General features: G+C 36.5%; 27 protein-coding genes. 4 read left to right on the forward strand and 23 right to left on the reverse strand.

Features of this window, described 5'->3' with window-relative positions:
• Positions 1-202: 202 nt before the first annotated feature.
• The 3 genes from KW850_RS17925 to KW850_RS17935 form a co-directional block, all read right to left on the reverse strand.
• Entirely contained in the window at positions 203-1,255 is a 1,053-nt protein-coding gene (locus tag KW850_RS17925) for an NAD(P)H-dependent glycerol-3-phosphate dehydrogenase (RefSeq protein WP_218349272.1), read from the reverse strand.
• 26 nt (positions 1,256-1,281) lie between these two features.
• A complete protein-coding gene (gene der, locus KW850_RS17930) occupies positions 1,282-2,592 on the reverse strand; it encodes a ribosome biogenesis GTPase Der (protein WP_218349089.1) in 1,311 nt (436 codons plus the stop codon).
• Positions 2,593-2,845: 253 nt separating this feature from the next.
• The gene (locus tag KW850_RS17935; protein WP_218349090.1) at positions 2,846-3,454 is read right to left on the reverse strand and encodes a YphA family membrane protein; all 609 of its coding nucleotides are present in this window, start codon (positions 3,452-3,454) and stop codon (positions 2,846-2,848) included.
• Positions 3,455-3,562: 108 nt separating this feature from the next.
• On the opposite strand from KW850_RS17935, the gene KW850_RS17940 reads away from it, so the two are divergent.
• A complete protein-coding gene (locus KW850_RS17940) occupies positions 3,563-3,703 on the forward strand; it encodes a YpzI family protein (protein ID WP_218349091.1) in 141 nt (46 codons plus the stop codon).
• A gap of 29 nt (positions 3,704-3,732) precedes the next feature.
• Here KW850_RS17940 and fni read toward each other — a convergent pair whose 3' ends face one another.
• The 15 genes from fni to KW850_RS18015 form a co-directional block, all read right to left on the reverse strand.
• Positions 3,733-4,791, reverse strand: coding sequence for a type 2 isopentenyl-diphosphate Delta-isomerase (gene fni, locus KW850_RS17945; protein WP_218349093.1), 1,059 nt, complete (start codon positions 4,789-4,791; stop codon positions 3,733-3,735).
• Positions 4,792-4,802: 11 nt separating this feature from the next.
• Positions 4,803-5,942, reverse strand: a complete 1,140-nt coding sequence (gene rpsA / locus KW850_RS17950; RefSeq protein WP_218349094.1) for a 30S ribosomal protein S1 — start codon at positions 5,940-5,942, stop codon at positions 4,803-4,805.
• 160 nt (positions 5,943-6,102) lie between these two features.
• Complete coding sequence (locus tag KW850_RS17955) at positions 6,103-6,684, reverse strand: lysophospholipid acyltransferase family protein (protein ID WP_218349096.1); 582 nt, start codon at positions 6,682-6,684, stop codon at positions 6,103-6,105.
• Between the two features lie 2 nt (positions 6,685-6,686).
• Entirely contained in the window at positions 6,687-7,361 is a 675-nt protein-coding gene (cmk, locus tag KW850_RS17960) for a (d)CMP kinase (RefSeq protein WP_218349097.1), read from the reverse strand.
• Between the two features lie 162 nt (positions 7,362-7,523).
• Positions 7,524-7,703, reverse strand: a complete 180-nt coding sequence (locus KW850_RS17965; protein ID WP_218349098.1) for a YpfB family protein — start codon at positions 7,701-7,703, stop codon at positions 7,524-7,526.
• Positions 7,704-7,782: 79 nt separating this feature from the next.
• Complete coding sequence (ypeB, locus tag KW850_RS17970; protein ID WP_218349100.1) at positions 7,783-9,132, reverse strand: germination protein YpeB; 1,350 nt, start codon at positions 9,130-9,132, stop codon at positions 7,783-7,785.
• Positions 9,133-9,146: 14 nt separating this feature from the next.
• Complete coding sequence (gene sleB, locus KW850_RS17975; protein WP_256358326.1) at positions 9,147-10,031, reverse strand: spore cortex-lytic enzyme; 885 nt, start codon at positions 10,029-10,031, stop codon at positions 9,147-9,149.
• A gap of 151 nt (positions 10,032-10,182) precedes the next feature.
• Positions 10,183-10,872: a glutamic-type intramembrane protease PrsW gene (gene prsW / locus KW850_RS17980; protein WP_218349103.1), complete on the reverse strand. Its 690-nt coding sequence runs from the start codon at positions 10,870-10,872 to the stop codon at positions 10,183-10,185.
• A gap of 112 nt (positions 10,873-10,984) precedes the next feature.
• A complete protein-coding gene (locus KW850_RS17985; RefSeq protein WP_218349104.1) occupies positions 10,985-11,941 on the reverse strand; it encodes an asparaginase in 957 nt (318 codons plus the stop codon).
• On the reverse strand, positions 11,941-12,921 hold the full coding sequence (locus KW850_RS17990) for a YpdA family putative bacillithiol disulfide reductase (RefSeq protein ID WP_218349107.1): 981 nt from the start codon (positions 12,919-12,921) through the stop codon (positions 11,941-11,943). The genes KW850_RS17985 and KW850_RS17990 overlap by 1 nt, the downstream gene beginning before the upstream one ends.
• A gap of 118 nt (positions 12,922-13,039) precedes the next feature.
• Complete coding sequence (locus KW850_RS17995; RefSeq protein ID WP_218349108.1) at positions 13,040-14,317, reverse strand: Glu/Leu/Phe/Val family dehydrogenase; 1,278 nt, start codon at positions 14,315-14,317, stop codon at positions 13,040-13,042.
• A 374-nt stretch (positions 14,318-14,691) separates the two neighbouring features.
• The gene (locus tag KW850_RS18000; RefSeq protein WP_218349110.1) at positions 14,692-15,273 is read right to left on the reverse strand and encodes a genetic competence negative regulator; all 582 of its coding nucleotides are present in this window, start codon (positions 15,271-15,273) and stop codon (positions 14,692-14,694) included.
• A gap of 75 nt (positions 15,274-15,348) precedes the next feature.
• Positions 15,349-16,137, reverse strand: a complete 789-nt coding sequence (locus tag KW850_RS18005) for a metallophosphoesterase (RefSeq protein ID WP_218349111.1) — start codon at positions 16,135-16,137, stop codon at positions 15,349-15,351.
• 19 nt (positions 16,138-16,156) lie between these two features.
• Positions 16,157-16,528 carry a hypothetical protein gene (locus tag KW850_RS18010; protein ID WP_218349112.1) on the reverse strand — a complete coding sequence of 124 codons (372 nt, stop codon included), beginning with the start codon at positions 16,526-16,528 and terminating at the stop codon, positions 16,157-16,159.
• Positions 16,529-16,587: 59 nt separating this feature from the next.
• A complete protein-coding gene (locus KW850_RS18015) occupies positions 16,588-17,220 on the reverse strand; it encodes a CBS domain-containing protein (protein ID WP_218349116.1) in 633 nt (210 codons plus the stop codon).
• Between the two features lie 143 nt (positions 17,221-17,363).
• On the opposite strand from KW850_RS18015, the gene KW850_RS18020 reads away from it, so the two are divergent.
• From KW850_RS18020 to cotJC, 3 genes are read left to right on the forward strand one after another with little or no spacing between them, the layout of a single operon-like run.
• On the forward strand, positions 17,364-17,594 hold the full coding sequence (locus KW850_RS18020; protein WP_218349118.1) for a spore coat associated protein CotJA: 231 nt from the start codon (positions 17,364-17,366) through the stop codon (positions 17,592-17,594).
• Positions 17,591-17,851 (forward strand): spore coat protein CotJB, encoded by a 261-nt coding sequence (locus KW850_RS18025; protein WP_218349119.1) that lies wholly within the window; start codon positions 17,591-17,593, stop codon positions 17,849-17,851. The genes KW850_RS18020 and KW850_RS18025 overlap by 4 nt, the downstream gene beginning before the upstream one ends.
• 43 nt (positions 17,852-17,894) lie before the next feature.
• Positions 17,895-18,464 carry a spore coat protein CotJC gene (gene cotJC / locus KW850_RS18030; RefSeq protein ID WP_218349120.1) on the forward strand — a complete coding sequence of 190 codons (570 nt, stop codon included), beginning with the start codon at positions 17,895-17,897 and terminating at the stop codon, positions 18,462-18,464.
• A 33-nt stretch (positions 18,465-18,497) separates the two neighbouring features.
• Here the strand turns inward: cotJC and KW850_RS18035 are convergent, their stop codons facing one another.
• The 5 genes from KW850_RS18035 to KW850_RS18055 form a co-directional block, all read right to left on the reverse strand.
• Entirely contained in the window at positions 18,498-18,953 is a 456-nt protein-coding gene (locus tag KW850_RS18035) for a YpbF family protein (protein ID WP_218349121.1), read from the reverse strand.
• Positions 18,954-19,042: 89 nt separating this feature from the next.
• Positions 19,043-19,756 (reverse strand): LysM peptidoglycan-binding domain-containing protein, encoded by a 714-nt coding sequence (locus tag KW850_RS18040; protein ID WP_218349123.1) that lies wholly within the window; start codon positions 19,754-19,756, stop codon positions 19,043-19,045.
• Complete coding sequence (locus KW850_RS18045) at positions 19,746-20,357, reverse strand: CPBP family intramembrane glutamic endopeptidase (protein WP_218349124.1); 612 nt, start codon at positions 20,355-20,357, stop codon at positions 19,746-19,748. Before KW850_RS18045 ends, KW850_RS18040 begins: the two co-directional genes overlap by 11 nt.
• Positions 20,354-21,868, reverse strand: coding sequence for a RecQ family ATP-dependent DNA helicase (locus KW850_RS18050; RefSeq protein ID WP_218349126.1), 1,515 nt, complete (start codon positions 21,866-21,868; stop codon positions 20,354-20,356). Before KW850_RS18050 ends, KW850_RS18045 begins: the two co-directional genes overlap by 4 nt.
• Positions 21,868-22,905 (reverse strand): YpbB family protein, encoded by a 1,038-nt coding sequence (locus KW850_RS18055; protein WP_218349127.1) that lies wholly within the window; start codon positions 22,903-22,905, stop codon positions 21,868-21,870. Before KW850_RS18055 ends, KW850_RS18050 begins: the two co-directional genes overlap by 1 nt.
• Between the last annotated feature and the right edge of the window lie 224 nt (positions 22,906-23,129).

The raw sequence follows: 23,129 nt of genomic DNA on the forward strand, positions 1-23,129 counted from the left end.
AAACTGAAGTAAAGAGGGGCGAATTCTTTACTTCAGCTTTAACGACTAAATAACCCATACTCCAGCGTATAACTACTAGGTTGCTTCGTAGCATTGTATGCAACCTAAACACAATAGGTCTCACCGAACGCCCATTTATTATGAAAAACTTTTCAAATGCATCAGCTCTGCCAAGCCCATTTTCATTTTTTATGAACATTTTTCAGTCTTCGGTATTTCGTTCCTCTAAAACATTTACCAAATCTTCCATTTCATGTGTTTTTCCCCGAGCCATTAATACATCTACAGCATCGATTGCGTTCTTGCCATTAAATAAGACATCATAAAGGGCAAAAGTAATTGGCATGTTAACATCATACTTTTTAGCTAACTGATAAGCAGCCTTGGTGGTTCTAACACCTTCAACAACCATCCCCATGTTGTCCAATACCTCATTAAGGGTTTTGCCTTTCCCTAATAGGTTTCCTGCTCTCCAGTTACGTGAGTGAACGCTTGTACATGTAACAATTAAATCACCTATTCCTGCAAGTCCAGAAAAGGTTAATGGGTTTGCCCCCATTTTCGTACCAAGTCGAGCTATTTCTGCTAATCCACGTGTCATTAATGCAGCTTTAGCATTATCTCCATAGCCCAGCCCATCAGTAATACCCGCAGCAAGTGCAATGATATTTTTTAAGGCACCACCAATTTCAACACCGATGACATCAGAATTGGTATAAACTCGAAAATTGTTGTTGATGAATAAATCCTGTATCTTTTCTGCAGCCTCCATATTTTCAGAAGTTACTGCTACCGTTGTTGGGTGTCTGAGGCTTACTTCCTCTGCATGACTTGGACCGGAGAGGACAACGACATCCTTCAATAATTCTTTTGGCATCTCTTCTTTAATAATTTCTGAAATACGCATTAACGAATCAGGTTCAATCCCTTTACTAACGTGTGCGATTGTCAATGGTTCAGTATGTACTTCACGAATTTTCCCGATGACCTCACGAATCGCCTTTGTAGGGACAGCCAATATAAGTGTATCTACTCCCGATAATGCATCTCTTAATGATGCATATCCAACAATTAATTCTGAAAGGACAATTTCCGGGAGATATTTCTTGTTTGTATGCTGCTCATTAATTTCTTTTACTTGCTCCTCAGCATGGCTCCATAGACGAACTTCATGCCCATTGTCTGCAAGCACCATTGCCAAAGCAGTTCCCCAACTTCCAGCTCCAATTACGGCTATTGCTGTTTTAGTATCCATCAATTCAAATTACACCCGCCTTATCTTTATTTTCTTTCTCTTGCATAAATTTTGATAGGGGTCCCTTCAAATCCAAAAGCTTCTCTTATTCTGTTCTCTAAGAAGCGTTCATACGAAAAATGCAACAATTCTGGTTCATTTACAAATACAACAAAAGTCGGCGGTTTAACTGCCACTTGTGTTGTGTAGTATATTTTTAAGCGTCTGCCATTATCAGTTGGTGTCGGATTCATAGCTACTGCATCCATGATCACATCATTAAGTACGCTTGTTTCCACTCTCATCGAATGGTTTTCACTAGCTATATTAATCATCGGAAGCAGTGTGTGCACTCGTTTTTTGGTTTTAGCAGATAAAAACACAATTGGAGCATAACTAAGAAATAAGAAATGTTCCCTTATCTTCTGTTCGAGTTCTTTCATCGTCTTTTCGTCTTTTTCAACAGCATCCCACTTATTTACCACGATAACAACCGCCCTGCCCGCTTCATGAGCATAACCAGCAATCTTTTTGTCCTGTTCAATGATTCCTTCTTCAGCATTAATCACAACAAGAACAACGTCCGAACGTTCTATTGCCCTCAGGGCACGAAGTACACTATACTTTTCCGTACTTTCATAAACCTTTCCTTTTTTCCTAATACCTGCTGTATCAATTATGACATATTTTCCCCCATTGTATGTATAAGGAGAATCCACAGCATCACGAGTGGTTCCGGCAATATTACTGACGATTACGCGTTCTTCACCTAAAATGGCATTCACCAAAGAGGATTTCCCAACGTTTGGACGTCCAATTAATGAAAATTTAATGACATCTTCACCATACTCTTCAAATTTGTCTTTGGGAAAATGTTTTGCAGCTTCATCTAATAAGTCCCCTAATCCTAGACCATGTGAACCTGAAATGGGAATAGGCTCTCCAAATCCTAACGAATAAAAATCATAGACCAGATCCCGCATTTCCGGGTTATCTATTTTATTAACAGCTAATACAACAGGCTTTTTAGACCTATAGAGTATTTTTGCCACTTCTTCATCTGCTGCAGTTACACCTTCACGTCCGTTTGTTAAGAAGATAATTACATCTGCCTCATCAATAGCGATTTCAGCCTGTTGACGAATTTGTTCCAAAAACGGTTCATCACCAATATCAATTCCACCAGTATCGATAAGATTAAAGTCATGTGTTAACCACTCACCAGAACTATAAATACGATCTCTTGTAACTCCTGGGATGTCCTCAACTATGGAAATTCTTTCACCTACAATTCGATTAAAAATCGTTGATTTTCCTACGTTGGGCCGTCCTACAATGGCAATAACAGGTTTAACCAATTACAATCGCCATCCTTTCTTTCCTATATTTAAATACTTTTTAGTATGTTAGCATAGAGTGAAAATTACATCAGTGGGGGGCTTACTTCCCGATAATGCGGGATCAATCCCTTAAGTTCTTATTAAGTAAAGAAACCCTTCTGTGTTCTAGAAGGGCCTAACTATGTTATTTTATCAATGTTAATCCTTTCCCGCAATGGAAAAAAACGAAATGTGGAATATGCGGAAAAGCTATTGTCTAAAAAAATCCAGTTCATGATGATTTTTGCTTTCCTTTTTCAAAAAAGTGAAAATGATTTTGGAGGATAGAACCTATATTTTCTAATGCGCTCCATCCTGTAAGCAATAGTGCTGTTAATGAGCAAACATCTAAGTACGCAAAAGTCCCGATTAAATAAGGAAATTGGAACTTATTTAAAATAAATGCATATAAAATTTCACCTTGCATGGCACCAGCAAATATGATGAGCAATCTACCTTTTAACGTTTTTTGCAATAATAAAGCTAAATACCATAACGTTATTCCCATCATCCATTCCTTTTTAAAAATGATCCAAATCGGATCAAAGATCTCAAATAAATGGAAGGTCACATATGCAATGGATACGGTAAATGAACAAATAAAAAAGTATATTAGTGCTCCTCGTTTTTCTTGGCTCATAAATAAGTAACAACTGCCTAACATAAATAACCCGCTTGCTTGGACTTCAAATTCGCCTATCGTAAACTGGACATTAGACAATATTAATGCCATTAGTATGATCACTGCCAATTTTAGTCGATAAGGGTTTTGCTTTTCTAGAATAAAAGTCAAGTATATCCAAAATCCCCAAAAGACCCAATAAAATATTGCCCCTTCCAACTCATACACCTCCTATTATTTTCATTATTGGTATTCTTTATGTAGTTTCATACTTCCTTGAATAATATTTCATGTGTGAATCATCTTATTAAGAGGAGGTGTGTTTGAATGGGAAAAGACCGACAGGAAAAAAAGTTACGTGAAAGTAGAAGAGTGGAATCAGACCGCGATCAGGCCTTGCACTATCCTAGTGCCACAAAGCTATCTGGGCCTGAAGAAGCACGGGGATTAAATGACGGGAAAAGATAAGAAAAAAGCTCTCGCGAATGCGGGAGCTTTTATTTTATCGAACGCTGGGCAAAGCGTTTCGTATCGATGCCGCGTTGATTTAACCAATGATAGGTTTCCCCTGAGATTATTAATGGGGCTTTTTTTAAATCGGAAATTGTTTTAGCACCTAAAGCCGTCATTATGATCGTTAATTCGTCATGAAGGGCTTCAATTTCTTTCTGTAAAACCTCTATCCCTTCTTTTAAAAGAATTTGCAAGAAATAACCTGCCATGCCGATTGCATTCGCACCTATTGCTAATCCCTTGGCAACATCATGTCCTGACATAAATCCACCAGAGCCGATGACAGAAAGATCTTGAGAAACAGACGATGCTTCAAGAATGGAAACACTTGTTGGAATTCCCCATTGATTAAAAAAAGACAATGATTTATCCCTGCGCTTATTTTCAATTTCTGCAAAATTTGTCCCTCCGGAGCCGCCTACATCAACTAGTTTAACACCAATGGATAAAAGGTCTTTAACGGTCTCCATCCCCATCCCAAAACCGACTTCTTTTACAATGACTGGCACTTCTGCCTCTTTTACAATTGATTCAATCCTTTTAAGTGCTCCAGAAAAATCACGATCGCCTTCGGGCATGGTTAATTCCTGAATAACATTCAAATGTATTTGCAGTGCGTCTGCTTCAATCATCCCAATTGCGGTTTTGGCGTTCTCAACTGTTGCTTCGCTTCCTAAATTCGCAATGATTACACCAGATGGATTCTCTTTGCGAACAACTTCGTAGGTATATCTTTGAGATTTATCCTTTATAGCAGCCATTTGTGATCCAACTGCCATTGTTAAACCCGTATTATTCGCCACAATTGCCAGTTCTTTATTGATACGATATGTTTTATCACCACCACCACCGGTCATGGCATTGATAAAAATAGGCGAACTTAAATAAAGTCCGCCCACTTCATGGTTTAAACCAACATCGTACACACCGATATCGGGTAAACCTTGGTGAATAAATTTTATATCATCGAAAACTGAAGAATGATTTTGCCTATTTTCAAGTGCAAAACGAATGTGGTCCCATTTCCGTTCAGATCTAGACACTCATATCACCATTATTTTCCTAAATTCTTTAATTTATCACCAATAACTTCCCCAAGTTGAAAGCCCTTTGACTCTTCAGGAAGTTCATAGTCTTGATTATCCTCATACTCTTTTTCAAGAAGTTCTTTAATGCTTAATGATAAACGTTGTTCAGATTCATTTGCATCGAGGACTTTGACGTCTACTTCTTGTCCCTCCTTTAATACTTCATGCGGAGTACTAATATGCTTATGAGCAATTTGAGAGATATGAACAAGTCCTTCGACACCTGGGAATACTTCAACAAATGCACCATAAGAGACCAATCTTTTCACTTTACCTTTTAAGACGCTTCCTTTAGGTGCTTTTTCAGAAATATTTGACCATGGTCCAGGGAGTGTTTCTTTAATTGATAAAGAAATTCTCTCATTATCACGGTCAACACTTAATACTTTAACTTGAACTTGCTGGCCCTCGTGAACTACATCTGATGGTTTATTAACATGATCATATGATAATTGAGAAATATGAACTAGACCGTCAATGCCGCCAATATCAACAAATGCACCAAAGTCAGTGATTCTTTGAACAGTTCCATCAATAATTTGACCTACTTGTACTGCACTAAGACGATTTTGTTTTTGCTTCCCTTTTTCTTGTTCCACTACTGCTCGATGCGAGAGAATTAAACGGTTCTTTTCTTTATCAAGTTCGACAATTTTAAAAGTAAGAGTACGGCCTTTATAATCACTAAAATCTTCTACAAAATGAGCTTCAACTAATGATGCTGGTACAAACCCACGAACGCCTAGATCGACTACTAAGCCGCCTTTTACGACGTCTTTGACTTCAGTTTCGATGATTTCTCCACTTTGGAATTGATTTTCCAAATTCTCCCAGGCTTTTTCTGCATCAACTTTTCTTTTTGAAAGGATAATTGCTTCTTCCTCAACTTTTAAAACTTCTAATTCTAGTTCATCACCATCGGCAACTGCATCAGATGCCTTTTCAATATGAAGACTTGAAAGTTCACTGATTGGGATAATTCCATCAAGTTTACTACCTTGGATATCAACTAGCACCTGTTTTTCTTCTACTTTGGTAACTTGTCCAGTTACTTTATCCCCAACTTCAAAGCTTTTCACTTCTACTTGATTTAATTCTTCCGACATATGTATTCCTCCTTAATCCATTTACTTCAAAAATTCTATATATGATCTGGTGGATGCCACGCAGCATACAACACAAATAAAAAAACAGAAAAGCAGTGAATTTTAAAAAAAAACTCTTTCCATTAACTTCTTATAAATAGTCTATTTTGTCAAGCAGAAGCTATTGGTGTTCTTTTTTAAGTTTATCAATTTCTGACATAATTAATTCAGTAACTTGTTCTACTGATGCTTTCTCTTTTCTCATTTCTTCCAAATCAATGGGTTGTCCGTAGACAATCTTTAATTTTCGGAAACTTCGATATGGACCGATTATCGCGCAAGGCACAACTGATGCTGTGGACCTTAATGCAAAAAAACCCGCTCCAGAAAGTCCCTTACCTAGTTCGCCATTCTTACTTCTTGTCCCCTCCGGAAAAAGCCCGAAGACATGTCCATCCTTTAAGATCTTTAACCCTGTTCTAAGGGCTTCACGATCACTAAAGCCCCTTTTCACCGGAAAAGCATTACACTTTCTAACGATATTGCCCAAAATAGGCACGGAGAAAATCTCTTCTTTTGCCATATAATGGACAGGGCGAGGGGCCATTATACCAACAACAATGGGATCAAAATTATGGATATGATTCGCACAAAGAAGAACCCCGCCTTCTTTAGGGAAATGTTCTACTCCAATAGCTTCAATCCTATAAAGTGGTTTAAAAACTCCTGTAACCACTGATCTTGCAAACGCATAAAACGTCACACCTATCCAATCCTTTCGTGCACCAACACCATTATTTTTTCTACAACATCTGGAATTGTTAAAGAGGTTGTATCGATTTCAACTGCATCATCGGCTTTTTTCAATGGTGCTACTTCTCTCTCAGAATCAATTTTATCTCTACGAGCAATTTCTTCTTTCAATTTTTCTAAGTCAGATGGGAAGCCTTTTTGAATATTTTCAATATGACGTCTTTCAGCTCTTTCTTCCACACTTGCAAGCAAAAATACTTTTACTTCTGCACCTGGCAATACATGCGTACCAATGTCCCTTCCATCCATAACAACTCCGCCCTTAGTGGCAAAAGCTTGTTGTCTTCTGACCATTTCTTCTCGAACCTTCTGATGTTTAGCAACAAAGGAAGTTGAATTGGTTACTTCAGCAAATCGAATTTCATTCGTAACATCTTGATCGTCTAAAAATACTAACTGACCTTTATCAGATGGCTGCAATCGAATATCTGTGGATAATAATGTTTCCAATAAAGCAGCTTCATCTTCCAAATTCAGTTGATTCACTATTGCCTTATATGTTAAAGCTCGGTACATCGCACCAGTATCAATATAAATGTAAGAAAGTTTTTCAGCTACTATTTTTGCGACTGTACTTTTTCCGGCTGCAGCTGGGCCGTCTATTGCGATTGATATTTTTTTTTCCATAAATCCTCCTATTTGTCATCATGAGTTTCTCAGATGTTGTCTACTATTATTTTACCACAAGATATTGGATTGCCTCTTTTTTTACCATGATAAAATATGAAATTTTTACAGACCTATTCAGTAAAAATGGGTAATCAAAAGAAAGCAGGCTGCCCTGCTTTCTTATTCTCCCTGAAAGGTTTCAAGAATTTCAGTATATGTATTTTCATTTACTCCTTCATACTTTGTCAATTGTTTTACTTGCGGAAATACATCTAATTGATGAAAAAAAAGTTGCGAAAGAAATAGAAAAATAAACTGGATGATAACAATTTTGATTAAAACTCTTTCTACCTTTTTCATGACTATCCACTCCACTGAGTTAATACCTCTATTATTGGAGTTTTTTGAAAAAAATATAAGGAAAAGCAAATGCTTTTCCTTATAACACATCTTCATAAACAGCCTCTGCATTCTTAAGTTTTTCTACATCTTCCTCTACACCACTTTTGGCGTTAATAAAAATCCGGTAAGTATCATCATTGATTGTTCCAAGGAACTCGTAACATAATACTTCTTTATTAAGGTCATTGACAATAATCGCTTGACGGTCTTCCATGATTTTCAAGTTTGGATTTACCTTTGCTCGAGCTTGTTTCACGGAGATAGCCGGTTTTTCAATTGTTCTTGTTTGAAAAGATTTTAAATATTCTTCTGCTGATACACCAATAATATCACCATTATCTAGCGCTACCTTTACTTTTATTGATTCTGGATAAATTCTAACGCCATTAATAGAGGTGACGAAATTGAATACACCAATATTGTCATACTGTGTGCTTTCAAATATCTCTAAATCTTTAAAGCCCGTGTCTTTTAAAAAAGCAGCTGCCTTATTATCAGCATCATTTAAACTTAGAACTTGTTTTTTTACATCCCGCTGATTGATAAACCAAATTGGTCGACCGGCTTTTTTAGTAATATCCATACTGCCTTCTTCGCCAGTTTTTTTATTTTTTATCGAAACGCTATAAAAACCATAGTTAGAACCTTTTCCATTTTCCGTAACCTTCACTTCTGAATTCCCATCAATTTTGATGTATTTCTTTGCGATTTGGATTGCCTCTTGTTTGGTAATGGTTTTTCCTTTTATTTTTTTAAAATTTTCATCCTTTTTTTGCATATTTACAAAAGTGGGACCCAGATTAGATTCAGTATAGCCGCTTACTGTCTTTTCAACTGCCTTAAAGCCGTCAATAATGGTATTATCAGTCGATTCCTTCCCAGATGCTAAGGCAAGTTCAACATCCATCCAACGAAGATTATTTTTTAATACCATATGCTGCACTTTTCGGAGATCATTCTGAACATCACCTGCTTGCTTATAAAGGACCTTTAGTGTGTTGTATTCATCGTTTGACAATGGTTCCTTATCCAAATCTCTGGCAGCTGTACGGTAACTAAAGTTCCCGATTCTAGCTAAGAACTCCTCTGTTTTGTTAAAGGGAAGCAAAGTTAGTGGTAATTGACCAACATCACCATGAGCCTCAGAAGTAAGCCGCCAAACTTCTATAAGGGACGGAGACAATGACTGTTTTGAATTCATTGCAAGAGTGGTCCCAATCTTATCGTGTAATAGATCAACTTGATAGGTAAGGTCATGGAATGCCCGTTGATAAGTATTTTCCGCATTTAAAAGAACGGCATTCTTCTCCTGATGTTCTTGATAGCCCCAATATGCGGTTCCCACAACACCGACTGCGAGAACGCCAATTAATATTCCTCTTATCAATTCTATTCACCTCTCTACTTGCAAAAAATATGTTTCCCGATTCGTTTAATTTGAGGTCGTCCCCAAATCCACCCGCTCGTGGCAGTGTCTGGGTTAAAATAATAGAGTGCCTCACCAGTTGGGTCCCACCCATTGATTGCATCTAAAACTGCTTTCTTCGCATTTTCATTTGGGGTCAGCCAAATTTGACCATCCGCCACTGCAGTAAATGCTCCTGGCTCAAATATCACCCCTGAAACCGTATTAGGGAACGTTGCACTGTTTACCCTGTTAAGGATGACAGCTGCAACAGCAACCTGCCCTGTATAAGGTTCTCCCCTGGATTCTCCATAAACGGCATTAGCTATCAACTGGATATCATTTTGAGAAAAACCATTTGGAGTGTTAGCAGCCGTAGGCTTTTTAGGCGCTGCCTTTTTTGGTGCTGTGTTTTGCTGTGGTGCCTTTTGTTTTGGCGCTTGTTTGGCTGGTCCTTGTTTTGCAGGTGCTTGGTTTGCAGGTGCTTGGTTTGCTGATCCTTTGTTTGCAGGAGTTTTAGGTGCAGGGCTTGGTGCACCCTGTTTACTTTCATCAACTCCACCGTAATGTGTAAACCTTCTACCAGAGTTAATATGTTTTTTTACAAATTGTTCGTTATACTTGCTTGCTTTAGCTAATTTTAATTTTGTCGACCACCCGGCCAATCCATCAATCGGCAACCCAAACTCATATTGGAAGTTTCTTAATGCCCAATATGTGCTCCAGCCAAAAACTCCATCAATCTTACCGTTATAAAAACCTAAATACTGAAGCCTGGATTGAAGCTCAATGACATCATCGCCAACCGAACCTTTTTCAATTACCTGATTGGTAAATGCACGCACCTCCTTACTTTCTGAAAAGGTCGATGTCACAAACATGAGAAAGATTAGTATAAAGAACTTAATTAAGATTTTCTTCTTTATCATGGAATTTTAACCCCCATTGTAAATCTTTTTAGCAGTAAATCTATTTTTTGTTTTAATCGGTTTTTTATTCCATTTAAATGTTAATAAAAGAAAAAACCCTTCTTTAGGAATGAAGGGTTTTTTGGACAGAATATTGTTTTTTAAAATGATTGGCACTTAATATTTTTGCTTTCTTTACTTTCCTTAGTCCAAACCACCAAAGAAAAATCATAAAAGGAAAAATGATTATAAGCCAATTTTCTTGTGAAATTAAGATAAAATCATAGGATCCATGAAGAATAAATGGCAAAAATAAGGAAAGAATGACCCACTTTGCTTTATTCCCTTCCGTAAACTTCGCCTTCCCAATATAAAAGCCCATAATTACACCAAATAGGGCATGACTCGAAACAGGTAACAATGCACGTGTAACGGCATGTTCGATTCCATTCGCTATTAAATAGAAAATATTTTCGATTGTAGCAAAACCAAGTGAAACCGCTACTCCGTAGACAATTCCATCAAAGGGTTCATCAAACTCAACATGCTGATAAACAACATAGAAAAGGATAAACCATTTAAAAAACTCCTCTAACAGACCTGTGCTAAGAAAGGCATTGAAAAGATCAGATTTTACAATATGCTCTGTTTCAAGTACATGCTGGATAAACATGATAGGAAACACAAAAAGAGCTCCGTACATAAACGTCCTTAAAACGAAGGATATTGGCTCTGGTTCATATTCATCTTTTAAATAAAAATAACTTAGTAATGCCAGTCCGGGGGCAAGCCCAGCTGATAATATTCCCAGCATGATGAACCTCTTTTCAAATCCATTTTCTTAATCGTATCATGGATTCTCTATAAAGAAAATGAAAGATTCATTCCAATTACTATTAGGTATTCCTTTATTGTCTCGTTAAAGCTTAAAATTTAATTTCCCTCAAATTACTTGCAAGGGCAACAGCCAATTTAATTCTTGCTTTTTTAGAATCGTTGTCACTCCCTAGAATGACTCCCTTATTAAAAAGATCATAGGCGCTTCCTTCGTAATCATAGGTTGTATAAACAGATCCCTCTTCTGCGCTAGTGGTGATTACCAGTTTAATACCTTGGGCAATAGCTTTATCGATTTCTGTCATCATATTAGGAGCAACTTGACCACGTCCGACTCCCTCAAGGACAATACCAGAAATCCCTGCTTCTCGCGCTGCCTTAATAAATTTCCCATCTGCTCCAATATAGCATTTAATGATTTCAACCTGTGGGATAGAAGTTTTTAATTCAAAATATTCTCTTTTTATCGGTTTTTGAAATACATGGACTTGATCATTATCGATAATGCCAAGATATCCAAATCCAAAAGCATTAAAGCCCTGAATATTAGAAGCATGTTCTTTTTTTACATATCTTGCGGCAAATATCCGTTCATTAAAAACAACAACAGTTCCAGCATCCCTTAAATCATGGGAACATGCACTATAGATGGCATGGCGTAAATTAATGTATACATCGCTTCCTATGTCATCTGGAGAGCGCTGTGACCCTGTCACTACTACTGGTCTGGAATCCTTAATGGTTAAATCGAGAAAATAAGATGTTTCTTCCATCGTATCCGTTCCATGTGTGACAACAACACCTGAAACTTCATCGTCCTTAAAATATTCTTCGATCTTATTCTTCAAAAGGATTAAATCCTCAAAAGTAATATGGATACTGGCTTTTTGGAAAACCGATTCAACCACTACTTCGATGTCATTTGGCAAATTACACATACTTGCTAATTCTTCACCAGTTAAAGCTCCAGATGCCAATTTTCCTGATTCTTTATTTGCCTTGCTTGCAATTGTTCCACCTGTTGTTAATAAAACAACCTTTTTCATTATTTAGCCACCCTTTTTGCATCTTTTTCCATGATTGACCGAGAGATTGCCTCTCCATGGAATCTGCCATTTTCAATAAATATTTCATTTGCATTATTTCCTGCTGCAATAACTCCTGCAATATATATTCCCTCTATATTTGTCTCCATTGAATCGGGATTAAAGAAAGGCCGCCCAGTTTCTTCATCAATTTTTATATCCATATTTTTTAAAAATTGATGATCTGGATGGTATCCAGTCATGGCAAAAACAAAGTCATTGCTGATCGTTATTTCCTCATTGTCTTTTGTATAAAAAACTTGATCCTCTGTTATTTCTTTAATGTGAGCATTAAATTCCATTAAAATTGCACCTGTACGTACTAACGACTCAAACTCAGGGAGAATCCATGGTTTTATACTTGGTGAATACTTTTCACCACGATACAAAACTGACACTCTCGCACCTGCTTTTACCAATTCGATCGCTGCATCCACACTAGAATTTTTCCCGCCAATCACACAAACATCTTTATCGTAATAGGGATGTGCTTCCTTAAAATAGTGAAATACTTTTGATGAATTTTCGCCTGGAACATTCATATAATTTGGATGATCATAATAACCGGTTGCGATGATTACATAGCGTGCACTATAGGTATTTTTATCCGTATAAACTTGAAACAATTCACCTTGTTTGGATACTTTTATTACTTGTTCAAATGAGTTAATGCGCAGCTGTTTTCGTTTGGCCACTTCACGATAATAGACTAGAGCCTGATTTCTTTTAGGCTTATAACTATCAGTAATAAATGGCACTTCTCCAATTTCTAATTTTTCTGCTGTGCTAAAGAATGTTTGGTGGGTTGGATAGTGATATATGGAATTCACCACATTTCCTTTTTCAATGATTAAGGGTTCCTTACCTTTATCCTGAAGGGAGATGGCTGCTGCTAAGCCACAGGGGCCACCACCAACAATAATAATATCTTCTATTTGCATAATGGGTACACTCCTTAAAACAATCATACCTGGATGACAAAAAACTCCTATCGTCTATGATAGGAGTTTTTTAACTATGTTTCAATGGTTAAGTATAATATTTACATGCGGCTTGAAATTAAATCCAGCCCCTAAAGCGGCTCGCTTCTGCCATCTTTCTAACCCCAACCATATAAGCGGCAAGACGCATATCTACACGGCGTGTTTGGGCAGTTTCGTAAATATTATTAAAGGATTTTACCATTACTTTTTCAAGCTTTTCTTCTACTTCTTCTTCAGACCAATAATAACCTTGGTTATTTTGAACCCACTCAAAATATGAAACAGTTACACCGCCAGCTGACGCTAAAACATCCGGAACAAGAAGAACTCCCCGCTCTGTTAAAATCTCAGTTGCCTCAAGTGTCGTTGGACCATTAGCCGCCTCAACAACAATGCTTGCACGGATATTATGAGCATTTTCTTCTGTAATTTGATTTTCAATCGCAGCCGGAACAAGAATATCGCACTCAAGTTCAAGCAATTCTTTATTTGTTATTGTGTTATTAAATAATTTTGTCACTGTTCCAAAGCTGTCTCGTCTATCTAATAGATAATCAATATCAAGTCCATTTGGATCATGTAATGCCCCGTATGCATCGGAAATTCCAATTACTTTTGCACCAGCATCATGCATAAATTTGGATAAGAAGCTTCCAGCATTACCAAAACCTTGGATAACTACTCTAGCCCCCTCAATTTGAATACCTTTTTTCTTTGCAGCCTCTTGGATACAGATTGTTACTCCTTTTGCAGTTGCTGATTCACGTCCATGCGATCCTCCCAAAACAAGAGGCTTCCCTGTAATAAAGCCAGGTGAATTAAATTCATCAATTCTGCTATATTCATCCATCATCCAAGCCATGATTTGCGAATTGGTAAATACGTCTGGAGCTGGAATATCTTTCGTTGGTCCTACTATTTGACTAATAGCCCTAACATAACCACGGCTCAATCTCTCAAGCTCTCTAAACGACATATCTCGAGGGTCACAAACGATACCGCCTTTACCACCGCCGTATGGCAGGTCGACAATCCCACATTTTAAACTCATCCATATTGAAAGGGCTTTCACTTCTGTTTCTGTTACACCTGGATGGAAACGAATCCCGCCCTTTGTTGGCCCCACTGCATCATTATGTTGGGCACGGTAGCCAGTAAATATTTTTATAGAACCGTCATCCATTCTAATCGGAATCTTAACTGTCATTAAACGCAATGGCTCTTTTAAGAGCTCATAAACCTCTTCAGGATAACCTAACTTTTCAAGGGCCTTATGTATAACTGTTTGTGTCGATTTCAACACGTCATGTTTTTCCTCTTGATTAGTCTTTTCATTATCTTTTTCGGCTACCATTTGTAATCCTCCCTAAAAAAATGCTACGAATGTTGTCATCTTTCAGACACAAGTATACACCTTTAATTCATTTATGCAATAAGAAAAACATAAAAAAACATTATGTAAACGCCGCCATTGGTACTTTAAAAGAATTTTACTAATGCAATGGCTAAATATTATTGCACAATTTCTTTTTTCATTAGGCTAAGTTAAAACTTGCCTGTTGAATTCCGCTCCAGGCGCGTGCGGTTCACGGGCGGTCTGGGGAGCCTCCCACAGGAGTCCTCGCGCCTGGAACGTAGATCAACAGGGTGTCAAAATCGACAATAGTCTATAACATAGCCTTTCATTATCGGGCGGTGACGCCCTTTGAAAGGCTAAAAAAAATATAGTCACTTAAAGAAACGAAGAATGGTTTCCACCGCTTGATTATCGATAATACGTTTACCATACTCAGCTAGTACATACGGGCTTAAAATAGAAGCATTACCAAATTCTGACAAAACGCAAGCTGCTTTCATATTTTTTTCAGGTTCTAGATTTTCCATTAATAAATAGTAACGGTTGTTCCAGGCAAAGAGATTTCCACCGAAAATATTGACTGAAGACAGTCTTTTGGCTAGACCTATAATGTCTTCAAACTCATCAAATTCATACAAGAGGTCTGGAAAGCCTTCAACCCTTACTTGCATCTCAATAAATCCATCATACAAAATTTCTTCATCTTCTATTATTTCATCAACGGTAATGATCAATATCATCCCTTGTGCCTGGAGGGAGAACACCTCTACCGCAACAGAACCTTGAATATCAACATCAAATTCCTCACTTGCCTCTTCCAGCATATCATGGAAAAGCTGATTCCATTTAATGGAATCCTTCCAAATATCTTCTTTGGAGAGTCCTCTGTCAAATAAATCATCAGAGGTAAGAAAAATTTTTATTTTATTGGCTGTTAAGCGTTCTAAGCGCATGATTTTGCCCCCTGCCGTGACATAACTCTTGTTTTCAGTGTATGCCTCAGGGTTCTGTTGGTGAATTGTCTATATTTATCCTTCCTTTTCAGAATCCCCATTTAGTTTTATTAGGTGACATTCAGCAGGTGCGCCTAACCTCAACGGAATGGCAGTGGTACCATAACCATTGCTTATTAATAGGACCGTATTATCTACCCTTTTTATTTTTCCCCGTTCATGTGGACTATATCCCAAAATGTGGATTTGTCCTCCGTGTGTATGACCACTTAACACCAAACGGATGTTATGCTCAGGAAGAATCTTATCTGTTATACTAGGATAATGGCACGCTAAAATCTTAAAACTGTTTTCTTCTGCATCTAATATGGCTAAATCAAGGCGATCTCGTTCTTGACTTAAATCATCAACACCCAATAAACAAATTTTTTCACCTTGCGCCGATTCAAAGGTTACAGCTGTGTTTGCTAATACTTTAATGCCTAGTTCTAGGAGGATCGCATCCAATTTATGATAATCAACTTCATAATCATTGTTACCCCATACAAAATAAACAGGACCAACCTGCTTTAATTTCATTAGGTTTGCTTTTACTTTTTCAAAAGAAACTCCTTTTTCTGTTAAATCCCCTCCAATTATCACTATATCCGCTTTGCCAATAACAGGATTTATTACTTTTTCAGAAATTGTTCTCCTATGTATATCCGATATAAAAAAAATCGAAACACTGCCAAGTGATTTAGGAAAGTCCGGAAAGCTAAATTCATGTTCAATTATATTATTTAAAAAAGCTTGACGTACCATATATAAAACTAGACTGACACCGATGATAAAGATGAACAAGAAGACTAAAGTAATAACCATTTTCCTTTTTCCCCATTTCTTAACTTCGTTCCATGGAAATCATACCATAAAAAAGACTTAAACTAAAAAAGACAATGGTTTGCTCCCACCCTAATTGAAAAAGAAACGAAAAAATAAAAATCAGCAATAAATATTCAAAAAGAAGGGTATCAACCATCACTTTTCGTTTTTGCCAAGTCTTTTTGGTCCCAACAATAAGTTCACGGAATACTCTTCCAGTAAAGAGAAACCCGATAAAAAAAACCAATGTACCCGCAAAAAATTTTAATGGATTTACAACTAGACTTATAAAAAGATCAGCTAAAACAAAGGGATGTGGAATTGAAATCCATTTGATTAGTATATACCCGCATAAAAAAATGACGAAACACTTAGCCACTTTAAAAAACATAAAAAACCCCTCCCATACAATGTATGAGAAGGATTTAAAAATTTACCTGGTGCTCGTTATTAATCTTCTTGAATACTCAATATTCTAAATCCATGTTCTTCTAGTTTTTTGGTAAATTTATCAATGTTATCTTTCTTCTCAATCTTCATTACGATTCTTCGGACAAGTTTATCCGTTTCATCAAAAGTTACCAGTGAAATAATATGCTCATGGAATTGATGTGCGATTTCCGACAGACGAGCAATTCGTCCTTCCGTTTCAACTGATGTAAAAGCAATCCTCACACCTGGACGATTTACACCAAATGCACTTTCGAAAGAACTAATTACATCCGAGCGTGTAACCACTCCTAGGAAATTTTTGTTAGCATCAACAACCGCTAATAAAGGAAAATCCTTTAGATCAAGGAGGGTTTTTTCGAATAATTCTCCGCCTTCTAAAAATTTTTCATGATGTGAAGCAATATCTTTTACAAAAGTGGAAGTTAAATACTCTTCCTTTGGTTTATTTGATTGAAAGTGGCCCGCAAATATGTTATATCTTGTCGCAACTCCCACATACTTATCACCACTTAACACTGGCAGCCCATCAATCTGATGCCTTTCCAAACTTTCTAATGCTTCTTTAAGGGTTGTATCTTCTTGTGCGGTAAAACATTCATGCTTTGGAATCAAAATATTTTTTACAAACAATTCCCATCACCTCAAAATATAATCATGCTTTATCTAGTATACTTCTACAAGGCTTGGAAAAAACCCTTTAGCATTTATGTTTATGACATAGAAAAAGGAATATTTCATATTATTAAATGATGTTGAATAAAGGGAGGGATACAATGAATACTCATTTCAAAACTTATCATCCTTATGCGAGTCCGTTTGACCCTTGTAAGCCTATACTTGAAAAAACTTATTCTACCCCGCCGCATTTATATATGGGCTTTCAGCCACCGAATCTTCCACAATTTTCACCACTTGAGGCACTAAGAGCAGGCACGCTCTGGAAAGCATTTTATGATCCTTGGTTTAGTCCACTTGAGCCTAGCAAAGGAGGATTACCTCAATGAAACAAGTACCTGCGGAGTATTATCAATTAATGGAGCAACTGCAGGCTGTTGACTTTGTCTTAGTCGAGTTGACCCTTTACTTAGATACACACAATCATGATCTTGAAGCCATCAATCAATTCAATCATTACGCTAAAGAAAGAAAACGCCTAAAAAAGGCATTTGAAAGCCAATTCGGCCCATTACAACAATATGGGAATAGTTACTCTGGATATCCATGGAATTGGGATGATAGTCCATGGCCGTGGCAAGTTTAAAAGCGGAAGTATCCGTATTATTTTAGAGGAGGGATTGGTGTAAATGTGGATTTACGAAAAGAAATTACAATATCCTGTTCGCGTTAGTACTTGCAATCCAACATTAGCAAAATATTTAATTGAGCAATATGGTGGTGCAGATGGAGAACTTGCTGCTGCACTTCGATACTTAAATCAACGATACACAATTCCAGATAAGGTAATAGGTCTTCTAACAGATATCGGTACAGAAGAGTTCGCCCATCTCGAAATGATTGCTACAATGGTTTATAAATTAACGAAAGATGCCACGCCTGAGCAAATGAAAGCAGCTGGATTGGCGGAACATTATGCTGACCACGATAGCGCATTATACTACCATAATGCTGCAGGAGTTCCATTTACAGCTGCTTATATAACCGCAAAGGGTGACCCAATTGCAGATTTATATGAAGATATTGCAGCAGAGGAAAAGGCACGTGCTACCTACCAGTGGTTGATTAACTTAAGTGATGATCCTGATATCAATGATAGCCTTCGCTTTTTACGTGAACGAGAAATCATCCATTCGCAACGGTTCCGTGAAGCTGTAGAAATTTTAAAAGACGAACAAGGGCAGAAGAAAATATTTTAAGATAAAATTAAGAAGCAGATTATGCCCTGCTTCTTATTTCTTTTCATGGTATAGATTAATGTCATATTTCGATTTCATCATTTCAAATACAATATGCCGGTTTTTCCACTCTTCCTCTTTCTTCCAGTAATCCTTACTGCGATCCACAATTTCACATCGTAATTCATGGTATTCTTTTTCTGCTTTATCTCTTTTCTCTTTCAACAAGTTCATTGTTCCATACATGCCCACACAAAAAACTAACAGTGTTAAATTATTGGAATCATTAACAAAAGCTGAAAACATAGCAGCAAAAGAATAGGAATAAATGCTGGCTACCGTAAGATATAAATAGACAAAAAAACACACTGCCAAAATGATGGTTGCCCAGATTGAAAGAATATGGCGTTTTTTAAACCGGTCAAACTTTTCTTTTCTTTTTCTTACATTTTCAAGTGCTTGCTTGGTTGCTTGATCCGTATTTTCAAGTAATTGGATTGGAGAATCCATTTTATCACCCTCCATTTCTATATATACATATGAACTTGTCCTTTCTATTATGTTTTTCTTCATAAAAAAACCGATCACTAATGGATCGGTTAGTTATTCAATGGTATTTTCAAAACCTGTCCTGCACTTATTTGTTTGCTCTGAAGATTATTAGCTTTCATAATGATGTCCATCCCCTTTGGAGAGTGATAGTACCTCATTGCTATTCTATAAAGATTTTCCTTTGGTTTAACGGTATGAGTAACAGTAGAATCTATTGGTGATGTTGTAGTTTCTGCTGTTACTTTCTCTTTTTCTGGTTCACTATTATTATCTGATACTGGGGTATCTGGTTTGTTTTCATTTGTATTGTCGGTTTCAACAGAGTTATCGGTTGACGTTTCAGCTACCTCTACCTGATCATTAGATTCTTTACTAGTTTCTTCTGATTGGTTATCTTCAGTTATCGTTTCCTTTGATTGATCGGAATCTACAGCTTTTGATCCTTCATCCTCATTTGTATTTTCCAAATTAATGGTTTCATATCCAACTGAATCCTCAGCAGGTTTCTCAACTCCATTAATTTTTTTAGCCCCATCACGGTAAGAGATCACACTAAAAATAATGATTGGCAAGAGGATAAAAAACAAAACTAATAAACGAATAACAGGATATTTTAACTTCCACTTTGTTTTTTTCTTCTTTTGACGATGTATCTGTTCACGGGGCGGCAAACCGTCTTTGGCATCCACTTTTTCATTAATTTTTTCTATCCGCTGTTTTAATCGTTCCGCCTGGTCTCTGTATGGTTCTTCATTGTTCATGGCTCTCTCCTCCCTTGTCGTCTACTCTGGTAGGACTTTTAAATTTTATATACACACCTAATAAAAAATCAATCACAAAATGCATAACAATGGTAACAGCTAAATTATTGGTCCATTCATAAATTAATCCAATAAAAAAGCTTAGTACAACTATATTTGTAAATAAAAACCAATTAAAAAGATATCGATAATGAATAATAGCAAAAATAATACTCGCAAATACTAATCCTACTTTTGTTTGAATAATCCCTCTGAACAATAATTCCTCACTAAACGCAACAAATAGTGCAATGATGAGAATGTGAAAAATATTTCTATTCTTAAAGATTCTTTCATTCAAGCCGCCATCATCATAATAGGACGATGGCAGCCATTTCATTAAGGATATATCAAGTATCACAACTGTTAACCCTGCAAGAATTCCGATAGAAAAAATGTGAGGATCATCCAAAATTATATTCTCAAAATAGGAGAAATGGTCAAAAAATATAAATCCTAATAATAATGAGATGAAACAGAGAATGACTTGTGTCATATACAGATGAAAAAGTAAATCTTTATCCGTTAATCCATTAATTAATTCAAAATACTTCTTTTTCATTCCCTCAACTCACTATTAATTAGAATATTTCCCAAATAGTCCTTCCAGTTTTGTTCAGTTTTTCTGACAGAAGGAGAATTAGCGGCATGTTTTGTTTCATAATCGCTTATTTGAAGTCCACAAATGTCACAGCATTGGTGAACCTTGTGCAACAATGTTTCATCAAAATACTGTAATATATATTCGCGTCTGCAGAAATTTGATTCAACCCATTTTTTCATGCAATAAATATTATTTTTTTTAATTGATAATCGTTCATGAACAAAATCCTTAATGAGCTTTTGTAATCGTTCAAGATTTACTCTTTCCAGCGGTGTGTTTATGATAATGTCTTCAACAATTCTCCATTGAATTTCTGAAAAACCACCCAGATCCATTAGTTCCACCCCTAGGGTAATCTTTCCATCCTTGTGAATCTGTTCATCGTATATCCTTTTAAACAACCAGTTTATTTGCTGCTCTGTCGGCAGTTCACCTTCAGCCAACTGGAGAGGGAGTTGTTCATCCCCTGGTGCATATAAAAGGATGGCAAGACTTTGTTCGCCATCACGACCTGCCCTTCCAATTTCCTGAAGATAAGATTCTATTTGCATCGGCATGTGAAAGTGAATAATAAACCGGATATTTTCTTTATTTATTCCCATGCCAAATGCACTGGTTGCACATATAACATCTAGTTGCCCATAAATAAACTGTTGTTGAATCAGAATTCTTGTGTTTTGGTCGAATCCGCCATGATAGGCCATTGCCCGGCAAATTCCTTTTTCTGTTAATAATAATGCCATTTGTTCGGCAACTTTTTTACTTGAAAAATATATGATTCCAGGCTTTTTCAATTTCGAAACAAGCTCAAGGACAACGTCTTGCTTATCACGGAAGTCATGTAACTCTTTGACATAAAAGCCGATATTTGGCCGGTCAATCGTTGAATCAATTTTTACGATATCCTCCAGGTCAAGTGAATCAATGATGTCCTCCCGCACTTTTTTGGTAGCAGTTGCAGTCAATGCAAGAGTGAGCGGATTACCAAACTTTTTTCTTATTTCGCCTAGTTTTGAATAATCCGGTCGAAAATCGAAGCCCCATTGAGAAATACAGTGGGCTTCATCTACTACAAACAATGCGATGGTAAGTTCTTGAAGTTTTCGCAGGATATAGGGAACCATTAACATTTCAGGAGATATAAAAATATATTTATACTGGTTAAGATGATGAAGAGCATTCTGTCTTTCATCTGCGGATAGGAATGAGTTTAAAGCGATTACTCTCTTTTCTCCAAATCTTTTAAATTGGTCTACTTGATCCTGCATCAGTGAAAGAAGTGGGGAAATTATAATAATTTGCCCTTGTAACATTAGCCCTGGAAGTTGATAACATAATGATTTTCCCGTTCCTGTTGGGAGCATTGCTAATGTATGTTGACCAGATAGTATTGAGGCGATTACCTCTTTTTGTCCTGTCTTAAAAGTTGTATATCCAAAATGATCTTTCAGTACTTTTTCTAATTCCATTATCTATCACCATATTTCGCCAGTACCAGCCTAATTTGAAAATAGGTTGCCGTTCCTATTTTTTCTCTAATTAACTTCAACTGTTTGGTTGCTGTTTGCCGTGAAATTTCCAATATCTTATTTTGTAACTCTCTATCTACGTAAGGTTCAATGGAAAAACCCTCTATATTTAAGGCTAATTCAACAAGATGATCTTCGATTGTACTCAATTTTAAATGCCTAATATTTGCAATCATATCAAGTGTATATCCTTGATTTAATAATCTCTGTGTTTTCCTAGATGTTAGAGTCAATTCATCATCTTGCATTAAATCGTTTATGAGAAATGGCAAGATTTTTAACTGATTACCCTCATCCTTGATTTTTTGAATTAAATAATGAAGTGTATTTGTAAACCCAATTTGATAATCATGGTAATCTAAATTTAACTGTTTTGCGACTTGAAGAGGGGTCAATCCAATTTGTTGAAAACCTGTTAACCGAAATACTACAAGTGAGGGGTCAACTTCTTTTCCCACATCAAAACAATTATTCAGTTCAAAATAAACAGTGTTGCCCATTTCCAGCCTTGGCAGGGCGATCTCTTTTAGGGTAGATTTTAACCAATTATGAACTTCTTTGTTTTTTTGGATAGGAATATACCGTGTCTCTCCAAACATTAAATTTGATACAACTTGAACTAATAAGGACAATCTTTCCCAAAATAAGGATGTGATTTGATGAAAGTTCCAGCCATTAATATATCGGGGGAGTGGACCTTTTTCGAGTAGTTCTTTTCCAAGGGGAGTTATGTTAAAGCGTTGTTCACCGATATTATTTATCAACCTTTTGCCAGCCATCGAATGGATTATTGATTCGAACGATTCCCTTGATAATTGTTCGTATATTCCAAAATAATGTTTCAATGAAAATAAGTGGGCATCTTGGATGGTTTGCGATGACTTTTTACCATTCAGAAGGTGATATAGTGAATAAATGGTCCGTTCCTTGTTTATTTGTTTAATACTATAAAGAATGATGGATTCAATCTGCAGCATACGAACCTCCCACCACTTATTTCGCACATATTCGACAAAATAGCCATTTTTCCTCTTTATTCTACCATGAAACAAAGGAACTTGTTGCCCAAAAATGTGGAAGATTTAGAAAATCAACTATATTACTAAAGGAATATGGGCATTTTTCTATTGAAAAGTTGTCGATACAGTTTTACAATAGATATGAGTTATCCGTTTTCAGATTGATAATGGAAATGTGAAGT

The sequence above is a fragment of the Bacillus sp. sid0103 genome (assembly GCF_019219025.1).